We start from the raw sequence: 15,247 nt of genomic DNA, 5'->3' as shown, positions 1-15,247 counted from the left end.
AAGATGACACAGTTAATTGCAGACCGTCGGTCCCCGATCGACCGCCAATGGCTCATTCGTCAAGCGCTGTTCTGGCTTGCCTTTCTGGTCGGTGTCATCGTGTTCTTCACCGTGTTCAGCAGCATTCTTCTGCCCTTCATCGCCGGAATGGCGCTTGCCTATTTTCTGGACCCCGTTGCCGACTGGCTGGAGCGGCGTGGACTGAACCGCCTGATGGCGACCATTGTGATCCTGGTCAGCTTCATCGTTTTGTTTGCACTGGCGCTGATGATCGTCATTCCGTTGCTCGCCCAGCAGGCTGCCGATTTTCTGGAAAAGCTGCCGACCTACATCGTCGAGTTGCAGGACCTTATCACCCGCAGCGGCCCGACCGTGCTGCCGGAATGGGTCACCAACCAGATGGCGACAATCAAGCAGAACTCGTCCCGTCTCCTGACGGAGGGCGCAGGCTTTCTTGGAACGCTTCTCGGCAAAATCTGGAATTCAGGTGTTGCACTTCTCGATATCATTTCCTTGTTCATCGTGACACCGGTCGTCGCGTTCTATCTGCTTCTGGATTGGGACCGCATGGTCGGCAAAGTGGATTCGTGGGTGCCGCGTCGTCAGGTGGACAATGTCCGACAAATTGCGCGTGAAATGGATCACGCAATCGCTGGCTTTGTGCGAGGGCAGGGCTCGCTCTGCCTTATTCTCGGCGTGTACTATGCTCTGGGCCTGTCGCTCGTCGGGCTGAATTTCGGCTTGCTGATCGGCTTGTTTGCGGGCTTCATCAGCTTCATTCCCTATATCGGTTCCACCATCGGGCTGGTGCTGGCGGTGGGCGTGGCGCTGGTTCAGTTCTGGCCGGAATACTGGTCGATTGCGCTCGTCGCCGTTGTGTTCTTTTCCGGCCAGTTTCTGGAAGGCAACGTACTGCAACCCAAGCTGGTTGGCTCCCGGGTGGGCTTACATCCGGTCTGGTTGATGTTTGCCCTGTTTGCCTTCGGCGCTCTGTTCGGTTTCATTGGCGTGCTGATTGCAGTGCCAGCGGCGGCCGCTGTTGGCGTTCTTGTCCGGTTCTTCCTGCAGCGCTATCTCGATAGTGAGTTGTATCACGGTCATGAGCCGGTAACGTTGGTGCTGACCGACACGAGTACGCCTGAACCCACAGCGAAACCATAAGCCACAATGACAGACCGCCCGACCATAGAACAATTGCCACTGGTATTTGGCCACGATCCTGCGACCGGGCGTGACGATCTTCTGGCGTCCGGTCCGCTGACGGCTGCGATTTCAATTGTCGATAGCTGGCCCAACTGGCCGTCACCGGTCGTGGTTCTGGCCGGGCCGGTCGGCTCCGGCAAGTCGCATCTGGCATCCATCTGGCGCGAACGCAGCGGTGCCGTACCCATTGTCCCGCTGGCCGGACTTGAGGCTGCGCGTCAGGCGGAGCGTGGCCCTGTCGTGTTTGAAGACGCGGACCGCGTGCGTTTTGATGATCGGGAACTGTTCCATGTCATTAATTCCGTCCGGGAAAATGGGACGGCGCTGTTGATGACATCGCGGCTCTGGCCGGTGTCGTGGCCGGTGGAACTGCCTGACCTTAGGTCACGTCTGAAAGCCGCGACAGTGGTGGAAATCGGAGAGCCGGACGACGAACTCCTGTCACAGGTCCTGGTGAAACTGTTTGCCGACCGGCAGATTGCGGTGGACGACCGGCTGGTCCAGTATATCGTCACCCGCATGGAGCGCTCTCTGGACGCTGCACAGACCATTGTCGACCGGCTGGATCGACTGGCTCTGTCGCGCGCAACCCGGATCAACCGCTCACTGGTCGCAGAGGTTTTGAGTGGGCTGAGCAATGCGGAGTGACTGTCACAAGTCTGTCGTGAAAGTGCGATAGCGACGTGATACCTGTTAATGAGGGCAAGCGAATGAATATCAATTCCGGCATCCCGGCCGAACCCGTCGATGACAGCGAAGAGCTTCTTCGCAGCCCTGATCGCTTCGTCAACCGCGAGTTCTCCTGGCTTCAGTTCAACCGCCGTGTGCTGGAAGAAACGCTCAATACCGCCCATCCGCTGCTGGAGCGTCTGCGTTTCCTGTCAATTTCTGCCACCAATCTCGACGAGTTTTTCATGGTTCGCGTCGCCGGGCTTGAGGGACAGGTGCGCCAGGGCATCGCGGTGCGCAGTCCCGATGGCAAAACGTCGGCTGAACAGCTCGAGGATATTATGAAGGAGGTCGACAATCTCCAGATGGAGCAGCAGGCGGCGCTCGCGGTTTTGCAGCAATATCTGGCGAAGGAAGACATCATCATCGTACGTCCCGCAGCGCTGGGCGCGCAGGATCGAACCTGGCTCGCCAATGAATTTGACCAGCTGATCTTCCCCGTCCTGACGCCGCTGTCCATCGACCCCGCGCACCCATTCCCGTTCATTCCCAATCTTGGGTTTTCCATCGGGTTGCAACTTGTCAGCAAGGCCGATCATACGCCGATGACGGGACTGCTGCGTTTGCCGGTGGCGCTGGACCGGTTCATTCGGCTGCCGGATGCCAACTCGGTCATTCGCTATATCACCCTGGAAGATGCGGTCAGCCTGTTCATCGACCGGCTGTTCCCGGGCTATGATGTCAAGGGTTTCGGCACGTTCCGCATTATTCGCGACAGCGATATCGAGGTGGAAGAAGAGGCGGAAGATCTGGTTCGCCTGTTTGAAACCGCCTTGAAGCGCCGTCGGCGCGGCTCGGTTATCCGCATTGAGACAGACTCCGAAATGCCGGCATCGCTGCGCCGCTTCGTGGTGGGGGAACTCAACGTATCGGAAAACCGCGTGGCCGTTCTGCCCGGATTCCTCGCCCTGAATACGGTGGCGGAAATTGCCAAGGCGCCGCGCAACGATCTGAAGTTTCCTTCCTACAATGCGCGATTTCCCGAACGCGTCCGCGAGCACGCCGGAGACTGTTTTGCAGCCATCCGGGAAAAGGACATGGTCGTCCACCACCCCTACGAGTCTTTCGATGTCGTCGTTCAGTTCCTCATTCAGGCGGCACGCGACCCGGACGTTCTTGCCATCAAGCAAACGCTCTATCGCACATCGAATGACAGCCCCATTGTCCGCGCTCTGGTCGATGCTGCGGAGGCTGGTAAATCGGTAACGGCACTGGTGGAGTTGAAAGCCCGCTTTGATGAAGAAGCCAATATCCGCTGGGCACGTTCGCTGGAACGGGCCGGTGTGCAGGTTGTGTTCGGCTTTATCGAGCTGAAAACCCATGCGAAAATGTCCATGGTGGTGCGCCGTGAGGAAGGACGGCTTCGCACCTATTGCCACCTTGGCACGGGCAATTATCATCCGGTGACGGCCAAAATTTATACCGATCTGTCTTACTTTACGTGCAGCCCCACCATTGCGCATGACATGGCCAATGTCTTCAATTTCATCACCGGCTACGGTGAGCCGGAGGCGGGCATGAAGCTTGCCGTGTCGCCTTACACGCTGCGTCCGCGTATCCTGCAGCATATCGAGGAAGAGATTGTCCACGCTACGGCGGGCCGCCCTGCCAATATCTGGATGAAGATGAACTCGCTGGTGGACCCGGAGGTCATTGACGCGCTTTACCGTGCCAGCCGCGCAGGCGTAGAGATCGATCTGGTGGTGCGCGGCATTTGCTGCCTGCGCCCGCAGGTGAAAGGATTGTCCGAACGGATACGGGTGAAATCCATCGTCGGCCGTTTCCTTGAACACTCGCGCATCTTCTGTTTTGGCAACGGGTATGGGTTGCCGTCCGAAAAGGGGCTTGTGTATATCGGCTCTGCCGATATGATGCCCCGCAATCTGGACCGGCGGGTGGAGACCATGGTGCCGTTGACGAATCCCACTGTGCATGAGCAGGTCATGTCCCAAATCATGCTTGGGAACCTGATCGACAATCAGCAAAGCTACGAGATTCTGCCGGATGGAACCTCACGGCGCATGGGAGTGGCCGAAGGCGCGGAACCATTCAACGCTCAACACTATTTTATGACGAACCCAAGTCTGTCCGGGCGTGGTGAAGCCTTGAAATCCAACATGCCGAAGATTATTGCGGGTTGGAATTCTGGAAAGAAAAAGTAATTGGATGTGAATGGTTGAGTCTGAAGCGCAGGGGCGTTTGCCCGGAATAGCCCCGGTTTCCGTTGTGGATATCGGATCCAACTCGATTCGACTGGTCATCTACGAAGGGCTCAACCGGTCTCCCGCCGTTTTCTTCAACGAAAAAGTTATGTGCGGTCTCGGCAAGGGAATTGCCATGACCGGGCGTATGGATGAGGACAGTGTGGAGCGTGCGCTGGCATCTCTTCATCGCTTCAAGGCACTTTCGGTTCAGGCGCGGGCAACGCGAACCTTTGCCCTGGCCACAGCGGCAGCGCGGGAAGCCTCGAACGGGCCGGATTTCATTCGCCGTGCCGAACAGATTCTCGGGCAAAGCGTGCGCGTGCTCACCGGTGAGGAAGAAGCGTATTTTTCCGCGCTCGGTATTGTCAGCGGCTATCACGATCCCTTGGGTGTGGTGGGCGACCTTGGCGGTGGATCGCTGGAACTGATCGACGTGGATGGCGATACGGTTGGCAAAGGCGTCACCCTTCCGCTTGGTGGAATCCGCCTGTCGGAGCAGGCTGGCAGTTCCGTGAGCAAGGCGCGGGATATCGTGCGCAAGCACATGAAGGACGCGCCGATGCTAAAGGACGGTACGGGCCGAACCTTCTACGCGGTCGGCGGCACATGGCGCGCACTCGGCAAGCTGCATATGGCCATCAACGACTACCCGCTGCATATGATGCAGGGCTACGAGGTTGATTACGACAATATCATGAAGTTCCTGGAGGAAGTCGCGTCCGGGAAGGACACGAAGAGTCCGGCTTACTCCGGTATTTCCAAGAGCCGCCGGGTGCTGTTGCCGTTTGGCGCGGTGGCCATGCAGGAAGCCGTCGATCTCATGAAACCTGACAAGGTTTCATTCTCGGCACTTGGTGTGCGCGAGGGCTATCTCTACTCGCTATTGCCGGAGAAGGATCAGGACCGCGATCCTCTCCTCAGCGCTGCCGAAGAACTGGCGATTTTGCGTGCCCGTTCGCCGGAACATGCGCGCGAACTGGCCGAGTGGACCGGAAACGCCATCGCCACTTTGGGGCTGACGGAATCGGACGAAGAGCGCCGCTATCGCCAAGCTGCCTGTTTGCTGGCTGATATCAGTTGGCGCGCGCACCCGGATTACCGCGGCTTGCAGGCACTCAACATCATCGCCCATAGTACTTTTTCCGGCATCACGCATGAGGGCAGGGCCTTCATCGCCCTTGCCAATTACTACCGGTATGAGGGGCTGGGCGACGACGGGGCGACGGCGCCGCTTGCAGCCATTACAACGCCGCCAATGCGTGAGCGTGCCAAGCTGCTCGGCGCATTGCTGCGCGTGCTCTACCTGTTTTCCGCGTCCATGCCGGGTGTCGTGCCCCGCCTCTCAATCGAAAAAGGCGCGGGCGACACCGAATTTACATTTGTTGCACCGTCCAGCTTTCATGAGTTTGCTGGTGAGCGTCTCGATGGACGTTTGCAGCAACTGGCTAAACTGACAGACAAAAAAATTGCCTTCGCTTTCCGGTAAATTACGCAGGCTCCACGCAATGCACTGTCGGCAGACTCAAAGTCACCTGAAGTGGGGGCGTTATGATCTGGAAGATTTCAAAATATTTGTTGGTGGCAGTTGTTGCAGTCATCGGGGCCACCATGGCGCTGACGGTCTATTCTTTCTACGAACGGCATCAGGCTTAAAAAAAAGGCGAGTATCCCTTTGTAGACCGGTCGTCATTCCTGCACGATGGCAGAATGATCACGTTGAAGCGCTACAGCATGCATGCGTTTTTCGCTGAATATAAACGAGTTCTCGTTGTCGATCAGCAGGATGGAGCGCAGGTGACATCGGAACTTATGAGTGACAGCGGGGGATCGTCCGATATCGAGATTTGCCGCTCGGCTGCAGGCGAATTGGTGATGCAAGACCGACTGACTGTCAACGCGCCAAAGTGCGTGGCAAAAGTGGGACGCTTTGGGCCTATAAAAGATGAGAATTATGGCTTCATCCCCGAACCTGTCACAATTGAGGGGCCATCTAAATCCTGAGGGACCCCTTTATTCCGGTGATTGCGCGCTATATAATCGCGCAACACCTTAAAGGAGCGTCCAAATGTATATGTGCACTGGCTATGCAGCGCAGGCTGCTGATCAACCGGTTTCGCCTTTCACCTTCGAGCGGCGGGACCCGACAGAAGAAGACGTGCAGATCGACATTCTCTATTGCGGCGTTTGCCACAGCGATTTGCACGTCGCGCGCAATGAGTGGCATTTCACCACCTATCCTGTTGTGCCCGGCCATGAAATTGTTGGCCGAGTGCGTAAGGTTGGCTCGTCGGTCACACGCTTCAAAGAGGGTGATCTTGTCGGCGTCGGTTGTCTGGTTGACTCCTGCCGTACCTGCTCAAGCTGTGTGGAAGGCCTTGAGCAATATTGCGAAAACGGCGCGACCCAAACCTATAACAGCCCGGACCGTCACACGGGTGGGCTGACCTATGGCGGCTATTCCGGCAGTGTTGTGGTGTATGAAGGCTTCGTTCTGAAGATTTCCGACAAGCTCGAACTGTCTGGCGTTGCACCGTTGCTGTGCGCCGGTATTACGACATGGTCGCCGCTGCGGCACTGGAATGTCGGTCCCGGCCAGAAGGTTGGTATTGTTGGGCTTGGTGGCCTCGGCCATATGGGCGTCAAGTTCGCCCGTGCGTTCGGCGCGCATGTGGTGCTGTTCACCACGTCACCATCCAAGATCGAAGACGGCCTGCGCCTCGGTGCCCATGAGGTTGTCGTTTCCAAGAATGAAGACGAGATGAAGGCCCATGCCGGTAGCCTGGATTTCATTCTGGATTGCGTTTCGGCCAAGCACGACATTGACAGCTACCTGGCATTGCTCAAGCGCGATGGTTCCATGGTGCTCGTCGGCGCGCCTGAAGAGCCAATGAGCGTGGCGTCTTTCTCGCTGATTCCGGGCCGCAAGACGCTGGCCGGTTCCATGATTGGCGGCATTGCAGAAACACAGGAAATGCTGGACTTCTGCGCCGAGCACAACATCACGTCCGATGTTGAAGTCATCAACATTCAGGACATCGAAACCGCCTACGCGCGGATGTTGAAGAGCGATGTGAAATATCGCTTCTCGATTGACATGGCGTCGCTGGAAAAAGCACCGGCCTGACATTCCGGTTGAAGTGAAAAGGGGCGCATCGTTGCGCCCCTTTTTTATTACTTCGCGTTCAGCAAATCGGCGGCTTCGAGCAGCACGAACTCGTTGTCATCGGCCTTGTCCAACGCACGACCTGCGGAATACGGCAGGTTGTTATCGTTGCCGACGATGATGTGTGTTTCATCCACGCGATCAACGTTTTCGATGGTGACGAACGGCATGTCGTAAATGCCGTCCGAACCGCCCTGGCGTTTGCGGTTATACGGGTCGGCAATCTTGAGCAGGTCGATGTAGCCGATCTTGCGCACAGCCTTGCCGACATTGGCTTCGGTCATTTCAATCTTGTAAACGCGTTTGAGCTTGGCCGGGGTTGCGAAGCAATCGGCTGCAGGCGCTTTCGGGTCTGCGCAGGCCTTGGACACAGTGCCAGCGCCATTGTCACGCTCGATCACAAGGGCCGTGGTCTCATCCAGCATGTTGAAATCGCCAATGGCCTCGCCACCGTCTGCCAGAGGGTAGAGCCAGCTTCTGCCCGTCCATGTCTTGCCAGCTACATCGAATTCGGCGATGCGCAAGCCGGTCTTGCCATCAACCTTTTCCACCGAACCGTCTTCCAGATAGAGCGGGCCTTCCAGCAGCGCGTAGAGTTTCGAGCCATCCTTTGACAGCGCCATGCCTTCGTAGCCGCCGGACCGCTTGAGGTTAAACACTGGCAACTTTAGCGTCGGGTTAGCAGGCATCACGACGGTGGGATTGTCGGGCGACAGGACAGGCTTCCCGTCAATTGTGGTCGCGAAAATGTGGGTGATACGGCCCTCAAGATCGGCCTTCATGATATAGGGGCCAAATTCCTCACCAAGCCAGAAGCCGTCGCTCACAGGCTGGATCGATTCCAGATTGAGATCGGCACCGGTCAGGTAGCGGGTGTCCGTGCCTTCCATGACGATGGGAAAGGGAATGATCTTGTTGGGGTCGGACACGAAGACGGTCTTTTTGCGGTCAACGGTGCCCTTGTCCCAGTCAATCGCAATGTTGTGCAGCATTAAATGGCTATCGGACGAGTTGGCCTTGGAGCCGAAGCCGTTATCGGACAGAGACCAGAACGATCCATCCGGCATGGTCTTGATACCGGATAAGCCCTGCACCGGCTGACCATCGAATGGCAGCGACAGGCCTGTCAGGCGAGCCCCGTCCTTGCCGGGAACGGTGCCCAGACCCTCCGCGCGGCGACGGTCCGGCGTGGTGAACTTGCCAGCGGATTTCAGATGGGCGGGCGCGTCGCCGGGGGCAGGAATAATGGTGTTGGCCGGCAGAATGGCATGCGCTTTCAAGGTCGCGGTAAATTCCTGATCATCGGCCATTGCAAATGAGGGCAAGGCAAAGAGCGCCGCGGAAGCAGCGAGATAGGCAGCAAAAATTCTGTTCATGATGTCACCCGATGGGCCTGTGGTTGAAAGTCACAAGGCCCATTAAAATGTGGGGGTGTCAGTCCGGTGACGGTTTGATGAAGCTTGAATGACGACTTACGTCTGGAACGTCGTCTTGAGGATATTCTCCAGCCAATCGGCGTCTGTCTCATCGAAAGCATTGAAGCTCACGGAATCGACATCGAAAACAGCAATGAGTTGATTGTCGGCATCAAACACAGGCACGACGATTTCGCTGTTGGAGCGGCTGTCGCAGGCGATGTGGCCGGGAAAAGCATGAACATCCGGCACGATCTGCGTTGTACGGGTCGCGGCTGCCGCACCGCAAACCCCTCGTCCGAAGGGAATGCGCAGGCAACCCAATGTGCCCTGATAGGGGCCAACCACCAGTTCATTCTGCTTGACCGGATCAACCACATAGAACCCGGCCCAGAAATACGTATCGAACCGGTCTTTCAAAAGCGCAGTGACTGTCGCCATTCGGGCGATGCGATCCGTCTCACCGTCCAGCACGGCGGCGATGGCGGACGCGATTTCGCGATAGATATCAGCCTTCGATTGATAGTCGGGGCGGGGTGAGGGCGGAAGCATGGGGTGCTCTTCAGACCGGGGCAGGGGTGAAATCAACGGCTTCGATCTTGCGATCAACAAAGCGCAGAGCGACTTCGCCGCCAATCAGTTTCAGCGCTGTTTCGCCAAACAGTTCGCGCCGCCAGCCAGATAGCGCCGCAATATCCGCACCATCGCCTTCTGTTACGATCCGCTCCAGATCTTCGGTGTTGGCGATAATCTTGGCGGCAACGCCCTGTTTTTCTGCGGTCAGCTTGAGCAGAACTTTCAGCAATTCCACCGCAGCACCCGATCCCTCCGGTGCGCTGGCCTGTCTGGGCACACGGGGCATCTCATTCCTGGGGATAGCCAGCGCGGCGTTGACGGCTTCAACGATAGCGGCACCCGATTGCGAGCGCTCCCAGCCCTTTGGAATGGTGCGCAGGCGACCGAGAGCTTCCGTGTCCTTCGGCTGCTGCTGGGCGATCTCGTAGATGGCATCGTCCTTGACGATCCGTCCGCGCGGCACATTGCGTTCGCGCGCTTCCCGCTCCCGCCACGCCGAGACGGTTTTGAGAATGGACAATTCCTGCGGTTTGCGCAGACGCATTTTCAGGCGCAGCCACGCGTCATCCGGATGGATATCGTAGGTTTCACGGGCTTCCAGAACGCTCATTTCTTCCGTCAGCCAGAGCGAGCGGCCTTCGCGTTCCAGTTCCGCTTTCAGATGCAGATAGACCTCGCGCAGATGGGTCACATCGGCCAGCGCATAATCCAGTTGCTTCTCGGAGAGGGGGCGGCGGCTCCAGTCGGTAAATCGGGAGGACTTGTCGATCTGGATGTTTTTAATGCGGCTGACCAGTTGGTCATACGAGACGCTGTCCCCAAAGCCGCAGACCATGGCGGCAACCTGAGTATCGAAAATCGGATGCGGAATGAGATTGCCGAGATGAAAGATGATCTCGATATCCTGACGGGCCGCATGAAACACCTTGGTGACGGAGGTGTTGGCCATCAGCTCAAAAAACGGTGTGAGGTCCAGCCCCTTGGCCAACGGATCAACAATGACGGCCATATCCGGCCCCGCCATCTGGATCAGACACAACTCCGGCCAGAAGGTTGTTTCCCTGAGGAATTCCGTGTCGATTGTCAGATAATCGGACTTGGCGAGTGCCAAGCAGGCAGCTTCAAGCGCGGCTGTTGTCTGTATCATGGAGCGTCAGTCACTTCCGGGTCGCAGTTTTCTGTTTCCGGTTTAGCCCGTTCATGTTCCTGCCACAATCAGAATCTCTCAAACAACGCGGACATAGGCCGTCATTCCGGTCTTCTGATGTTCGATGATATGGCAGTGCATCACCCAGTCGCCGGGGTTGTCGGCAACCAGCGCCACCTGCACCTGCTCATCGGGCAGCAGCAGCATTGTATCGGTCATGTGCGAGAGCACCGCGCGTTTGTTGGAGTTCAACACGCGAAAGCTCATGCCGTGGAGGTGAATGGGGTGCGTGTGCGGCGTGCGGTTGGACAGGTTGAAGATGTAGCTTTTGCCAAGCTTCATTTCGGCCAAAGGCGCAATGGGGTCCGGCGTATCGCCCGGCCATGGAATGCGGTTGATGGCCCAGAACGTATAGCCAATCGACCCGCAAATGCTGGGTGACGCCGTGTTTTCCGCAGTTGCGGTCAGTTCCAGTGGAATTTCCGTCGCGTTGTCAAGGTCCGCTTCCGCCACCGGGTTGGGCTCCAGTGCTTTCACATCGCGCAGATCTCGCTTCAGGGAGGGGCCGACGGAGCGCAGCGTTGCGATCACCCAAGGGTTGTTGCCGCGTGCATTGCTTAAGGTAACCGTTGCGCCCTCACCGTCCGGCATGCGCACAATCACGTCCAGCCGCTGCCCGGGTCCGAAATCGTAATGGTCAACAGCGAAGGGCGCGGGTATCGGGTTGCCGTCAATGGCGACGATGCGGGAATCGGCACCTTCCATGTTCAGCGTATAGATTCGGGTCACATCGGTTACCGCCAGCCGCAACCGAACCAGCCCCCCGGCGGGTGCATCATAACGCGGTTCGCGCTGCCAGTTGGCTGTGCGCACGGTGCCATAGGTGCCGGTGCGGGCAGCATCGCGCGGCTTGAACGGCGCGATGAACTCACCAGCCTTGCCCAGCCGCCAGTCGCGCAGATTGATCGGAATGTCGGCATCGAACACCGGATCAGCAGGATTTTCCACGATCAGCAGGCCCGTCATGCCACGGCCCATCTGCGTCAGCGTGTTGCAATGGGGATGATACCAGAATGTACCGGCGTCCGGCGGGGTAAAGGCATAATCGAAGGTATCGCCGCTATAGACATAGGGTTGTGTGAGTTCCGGCACACCATCCATGGCATTGGGCACACGAACCCCATGCCAATGCACGGTGGTTGGCTCATCCAGAGAATTCAAGAGCCGCATGGCGAAAGGCTTGCCCTTGTGCGCCCGCAAGACCGGAGGCATGCCCTCGTGGCCATAGGTCATGATTTTCTTCGTCACGCCATCGGCGGCGATGCTGGCATCGGCAAAGCGTGCCTCCAGCACATCGGGCGCTGTGGCAGCGGCGCCGATGCGGGCAGCCAGACCGCCGATCAGGCCGGAACCAGCCACAACAGCAGAGGCTTTCAACAGCGTACGACGGGAGACCGGCATTTTGTGCAACCCTCTTGCAATTCCGGCTTGTCTTAAACCTGAACGCCAATGTCATCAATGGGCTTATCATTGGCATCTTGCCGCAGGTTACGGACACGAAAACCAAGTGCCGCCTTGACAAATCACGCCTGTCATGCGCTTTTCCGCCCGATTTAGACTGTGCCTGTTGTTGGTTTTGAAAGCCTCTGCGACCGGCACCGCAGTTCCAGGATAAGACAATGCACCGTTATCGCAGCCATACATGCGCCGCTCTTCGCAAATCCGATGTCGGGTCGACCGTCCGCATTTCCGGCTGGGTCCACCGGGTCCGCGATCACGGCGGCTTGCTGTTCATCGACCTGCGCGACCATTACGGCATGACGCAGGTTGTCGCCGATCCTGATTCGCCAGCTTTCAAGATGGCTGAAACGGTTCGCGGCGAGTGGGTCATCCGGATTGATGGTCTGGTCAAGGCGCGCACGGACGACACCATCAACAAGACCATGCCAACCGGCGAAATCGAGCTGTACGCGCAGGAGATTGAAGTGCTGTCGGCAGCCAAGGAATTGCCGTTGCCGGTGTTCGGTGAGCCAGACTACCCGGAAGACGTGCGCCTGAAATACCGATTCCTCGACCTGCGCCGGGAAACGCTGCACAAAAACATCGTCAAGCGTACGCAGATCATCGCTGCCATGCGCCGCCGGATGACCGAGGCTGCATTCACCGAATATTCGACGCCGATCCTCACGGCGTCGTCGCCGGAAGGCGCGCGCGACTTTCTGGTGCCGAGCCGTATTCATGAAGGCACGTTCTACGCGCTTCCGCAGGCACCTCAGCAGTACAAGCAGTTGTTGATGGCTTCGGGCTTCGACCGCTACTTCCAGATTGCCCCGTGCTTCCGTGACGAGGACCCCCGTGCGGATCGTCTTCCCGGCGAGTTCTACCAGCTTGATGTGGAAATGAGCTTTGTGGAGCAGGAAGATATTCTGGCCACCATGGAGCCCGTTCTGCGCGGCGTGTTTGAAGAGTTTGCCGAGGGCAAGCCGGTTACGCAGACGTTCCGCCGTATTCCTTACGACACGGCGCTGCGCACCTACGGCTCGGACAAGCCGGACCTGCGCAACCCGATTGAAATGCAGGCAGTGACCGAACACTTCGCGGGCTCCGGCTTCAAAGTGTTCGCCAACATGATTGCGTCCAACCCGAAGGTCGAAGTCTGGGCGATCCCGGCCAAGACTGGCGGAAGCCGCGCCTTCTGCGACCGCATGAACAGCTGGGCGCAGTCTCAGGGCCAGCCGGGCCTTGGCTATATCTTCTGGCGCAAGGAAAACGATGTGATGGAAGGCGCTGGTCCGCTTGCCAAGAACATCGGCCCGGAACGCACCGATGCCATTCGCACCCAGTTGGGTCTGGAAGACGGCGATGCCTGCTTCTTCGTGGCGGGTGATCCTGCCAAGTTCTACAAGTTTGCTGGTGAAGCCCGCACACGCGTGGGCGAAGACCTCAATCTGGTGGACCGCGACCGGTTTGAACTGTGCTGGATCATCGACTTCCCGTTCTATGAGTGGAACGAAGATGAAAAGAAGGTCGATTTTGCCCACAACCCCTTCTCCATGCCGCAAGGCGGGCTGGAGGTGCTGGAAGGTGACGACCTGTTGTCGATCAAAGCATTCCAGTACGATATGGTCTGCAACGGCTTCGAGATTGCCTCCGGCGGTATTCGTAACCACAAGCCGGAACTGATGATCAAGGCCTTCGGCAATGTCGGGCTGGATCAGACTGTCGTGGAAGAGCGGTTCGGTGGTCTTTACCGTGCATTCCAGTACGGCGTTCCGCCCCATGGCGGCATGGCGGCGGGTGTGGACCGCGTGATCATGTTGCTGGTTGGCGCCAAGAACCTGCGGGAAATTTCGCTGTTCCCGATGAACCAGCAGGCGCAGGACCTTTTGATGGGGGCACCCGCACCGGCATCGCCATCGCAGTTGCGAGAGCTTGCGCTGCGGGTTACACCGACCAAGAAAGACTAACACTTTCCAAACAAATAAGGCCCGGATCGCTCCGGGCCTTTTCTATTTTAGTCGTTGGCGACGATCTTCAGGCCAAGCAGTTCCGGCAGCGTGCGCGGCGCGCCCATGGCGGCGCCGGCAATCATCGGGAATGGCACGGGCTTGGCTGGCGTGGCCGAAATTAACAGGCTTTTGGGGTCATCCAGATAGGTGTTGATCGCCGTTGCTGCCTGATTCTGCAGCTCGGGAATGTTGAGCTGAGCCAGCATCAACGGGGCCATTGCTTTCAAAGACTGGGTTAGCTCAGCGGCAGTTGTGCCCTGCTCGGAGGCCGCATAGTCAAGCGCGCGCTTGGTGATCGAGTCATCCTCGAAGCGGATGGAAATCGCATTCAGGCTCAACTGTTGGATCAGGCCCAGCATGCTCATGCCCAGCGCCTGCTGTGCTTCCTCCGGCTTTGCGCTGGCCTGCGCATTCTTCATGGCGTCCTGCACGGCCTTGGCAAAATCCAGCGTGTAGCCGGACATGTCGTAGGCGACAACCAGCTTGCCGACATTATCGAAATCAAAGGTCAGGTCCTGGAGGTTGACCTTGCCGGTCGCGGCTTCCCAGTTGGCATTCATATCGATCTTGCCTTCGACATTGGTCAGGCCCATCTTGGTGACCGCATCGCGGGTCTTGGGGTTGCCGACATTGGCAAGATCAAGCTTCACGTTGGAGACGGACGCCTGCGCATCAATACCTGCATTGTTCGCGCGCTTCTGCGTGGTAACCGAACTGCTCTCAGCCGAGGCAATTTCTTTGCCCGCTTCCGTCACGACCATCGCGCCGGTCGAGGCCTTTTTGTAAAACAGGAAATTGTCGAGCGTATTGCCGGTAGTGTCACCGGGAATGGTCAGTTCGCTGATTTCCACATCGCTGATTTTTAGCGTATGCTTCGGGTTGGCAAGGTTTACGTCGGGCAGCGTGACCGTATCGACCACATAGCCGCCTTTGCCATCCTCTTTTACGCCATCCATTTTCACATCGCCAATGGGCAGCGGCTGGTAAGGTGCGCTGTCCGGTGCGCCTGCTTTAACGGCGGTCACGATCTTGGCACCGGTGACGGTTACGGTATCGCCATCCACGTTGACAGCATCATATTCAACCTTTGCACCATTGCCAGCATAAGCGGCGTTCAGCTTGCCAATGACATCGGCACCGTCAAGGGCAAAAGCCGGGGCGGCCATCGAAACAAAGGCCGCACTGGCCAGCATCAGTCGAACATTGCGCGTAAACATATTGGGGTTTCCTCGTTAAAGATTCTTGAGTCGGCTTGTCAGCGACAAATCAGACAAAATTACAGTTGAACCATATCTAGGCGC

At 57.8% G+C, this 15,247-nt stretch carries 12 protein-coding genes; 7 read left to right on the top strand and 5 right to left on the bottom strand.

From position 1 onward, the window contains the following. Positions 1-3 precede the first annotated feature (3 nt). The 6 genes from IFT84_RS00665 (at position 4) to IFT84_RS00640 (ending at position 7,260) form a co-directional block, all read left to right on the top strand. Positions 4-1,161: an AI-2E family transporter gene (locus IFT84_RS00665; RefSeq protein ID WP_244651042.1), complete on the top strand. Its 1,158-nt coding sequence runs from the start codon at positions 4-6 to the stop codon at positions 1,159-1,161. A 6-nt stretch (positions 1,162-1,167) separates the two neighbouring features. Further along, positions 1,168-1,851: a DnaA regulatory inactivator HdaA gene (hdaA, locus tag IFT84_RS00660; protein ID WP_192116723.1), complete on the top strand. Its 684-nt coding sequence runs from the start codon at positions 1,168-1,170 to the stop codon at positions 1,849-1,851. A gap of 62 nt (positions 1,852-1,913) precedes the next feature. Beyond that, positions 1,914-4,094, top strand: coding sequence for an RNA degradosome polyphosphate kinase (locus IFT84_RS00655; protein ID WP_192116722.1), 2,181 nt, complete (start codon positions 1,914-1,916; stop codon positions 4,092-4,094). Between the two features lie 10 nt (positions 4,095-4,104). Continuing rightward, positions 4,105-5,622: an exopolyphosphatase gene (gene ppx, locus IFT84_RS00650; protein ID WP_192116721.1), complete on the top strand. Its 1,518-nt coding sequence runs from the start codon at positions 4,105-4,107 to the stop codon at positions 5,620-5,622. A gap of 221 nt (positions 5,623-5,843) precedes the next feature. Further along, on the top strand, positions 5,844-6,137 hold the full coding sequence (locus IFT84_RS00645) for a hypothetical protein (protein ID WP_192116720.1): 294 nt from the start codon (positions 5,844-5,846) through the stop codon (positions 6,135-6,137). A 64-nt stretch (positions 6,138-6,201) separates the two neighbouring features. Then, positions 6,202-7,260 (top strand): NAD(P)-dependent alcohol dehydrogenase, encoded by a 1,059-nt coding sequence (locus IFT84_RS00640; protein WP_192116719.1) that lies wholly within the window; start codon positions 6,202-6,204, stop codon positions 7,258-7,260. A 47-nt stretch (positions 7,261-7,307) separates the two neighbouring features. Here IFT84_RS00640 and IFT84_RS00635 read toward each other — a convergent pair whose 3' ends face one another. The 4 genes from IFT84_RS00635 to IFT84_RS00620 all read right to left on the bottom strand — a co-directional run bounded on the left by IFT84_RS00635 (position 7,308) and on the right by IFT84_RS00620 (position 11,898). Next, positions 7,308-8,675, bottom strand: coding sequence for an esterase-like activity of phytase family protein (locus IFT84_RS00635; protein ID WP_192116718.1), 1,368 nt, complete (start codon positions 8,673-8,675; stop codon positions 7,308-7,310). Positions 8,676-8,771: 96 nt separating this feature from the next. Beyond that, positions 8,772-9,266: a GAF domain-containing protein gene (locus IFT84_RS00630; RefSeq protein ID WP_192116717.1), complete on the bottom strand. Its 495-nt coding sequence runs from the start codon at positions 9,264-9,266 to the stop codon at positions 8,772-8,774. A gap of 10 nt (positions 9,267-9,276) precedes the next feature. After that, positions 9,277-10,437: a ribonuclease D gene (rnd, locus tag IFT84_RS00625; RefSeq protein ID WP_192116716.1), complete on the bottom strand. Its 1,161-nt coding sequence runs from the start codon at positions 10,435-10,437 to the stop codon at positions 9,277-9,279. Positions 10,438-10,515: 78 nt separating this feature from the next. Further along, positions 10,516-11,898, bottom strand: a complete 1,383-nt coding sequence (locus IFT84_RS00620) for a multicopper oxidase family protein (RefSeq protein WP_192116715.1) — start codon at positions 11,896-11,898, stop codon at positions 10,516-10,518. Positions 11,899-12,116: 218 nt separating this feature from the next. On the opposite strand from IFT84_RS00620, the gene aspS reads away from it, so the two are divergent. After that, positions 12,117-13,904 (top strand): aspartate--tRNA ligase, encoded by a 1,788-nt coding sequence (gene aspS, locus IFT84_RS00615; RefSeq protein ID WP_192116714.1) that lies wholly within the window; start codon positions 12,117-12,119, stop codon positions 13,902-13,904. 47 nt (positions 13,905-13,951) lie between these two features. Here the strand turns inward: aspS and IFT84_RS00610 are convergent, their stop codons facing one another. Further along, a complete protein-coding gene (locus IFT84_RS00610) occupies positions 13,952-15,163 on the bottom strand; it encodes a hypothetical protein (protein WP_192116713.1) in 1,212 nt (403 codons plus the stop codon). Positions 15,164-15,247: the final 84 nt, after the last annotated feature.

The sequence above is a fragment of the Rhizobium sp. CFBP 8762 genome, from assembly GCF_014841565.1.
Lineage (GTDB): Bacteria > Pseudomonadota > Alphaproteobacteria > Rhizobiales > Rhizobiaceae > CFBP-8762.
Note: the sequence above shows the minus strand (reverse complement) of the source record. Positions and strands in the feature narration are given on the sequence as shown.

Coding starts and splice junctions, on each gene's coding strand:
- IFT84_RS00635 (WP_192116718.1), bottom strand. CDS start 8,675: ATGAACAGAATTTTTGCTGCCTATCTCGCTGCTTCCGCGGCGCTCTTT.
- IFT84_RS00645 (WP_192116720.1), top strand. CDS start 5,844: ATGATCACGTTGAAGCGCTACAGCATGCATGCGTTTTTCGCTGAATAT.
- IFT84_RS00640 (WP_192116719.1), top strand. CDS start 6,202: ATGTATATGTGCACTGGCTATGCAGCGCAGGCTGCTGATCAACCGGTT.
- hdaA (WP_192116723.1), top strand. CDS start 1,168: ATGACAGACCGCCCGACCATAGAACAATTGCCACTGGTATTTGGCCAC.
- IFT84_RS00655 (WP_192116722.1), top strand. CDS start 1,914: ATGAATATCAATTCCGGCATCCCGGCCGAACCCGTCGATGACAGCGAA.
- rnd (WP_192116716.1), bottom strand. CDS start 10,437: ATGATACAGACAACAGCCGCGCTTGAAGCTGCCTGCTTGGCACTCGCC.
- aspS (WP_192116714.1), top strand. CDS start 12,117: ATGCACCGTTATCGCAGCCATACATGCGCCGCTCTTCGCAAATCCGAT.
- IFT84_RS00610 (WP_192116713.1), bottom strand. CDS start 15,163: ATGTTTACGCGCAATGTTCGACTGATGCTGGCCAGTGCGGCCTTTGTT.
- IFT84_RS00620 (WP_192116715.1), bottom strand. CDS start 11,898: ATGCCGGTCTCCCGTCGTACGCTGTTGAAAGCCTCTGCTGTTGTGGCT.
- IFT84_RS00630 (WP_192116717.1), bottom strand. CDS start 9,266: ATGCTTCCGCCCTCACCCCGCCCCGACTATCAATCGAAGGCTGATATC.
- ppx (WP_192116721.1), top strand. CDS start 4,105: ATGGTTGAGTCTGAAGCGCAGGGGCGTTTGCCCGGAATAGCCCCGGTT.
- IFT84_RS00665 (WP_244651042.1), top strand. CDS start 4: ATGACACAGTTAATTGCAGACCGTCGGTCCCCGATCGACCGCCAATGG.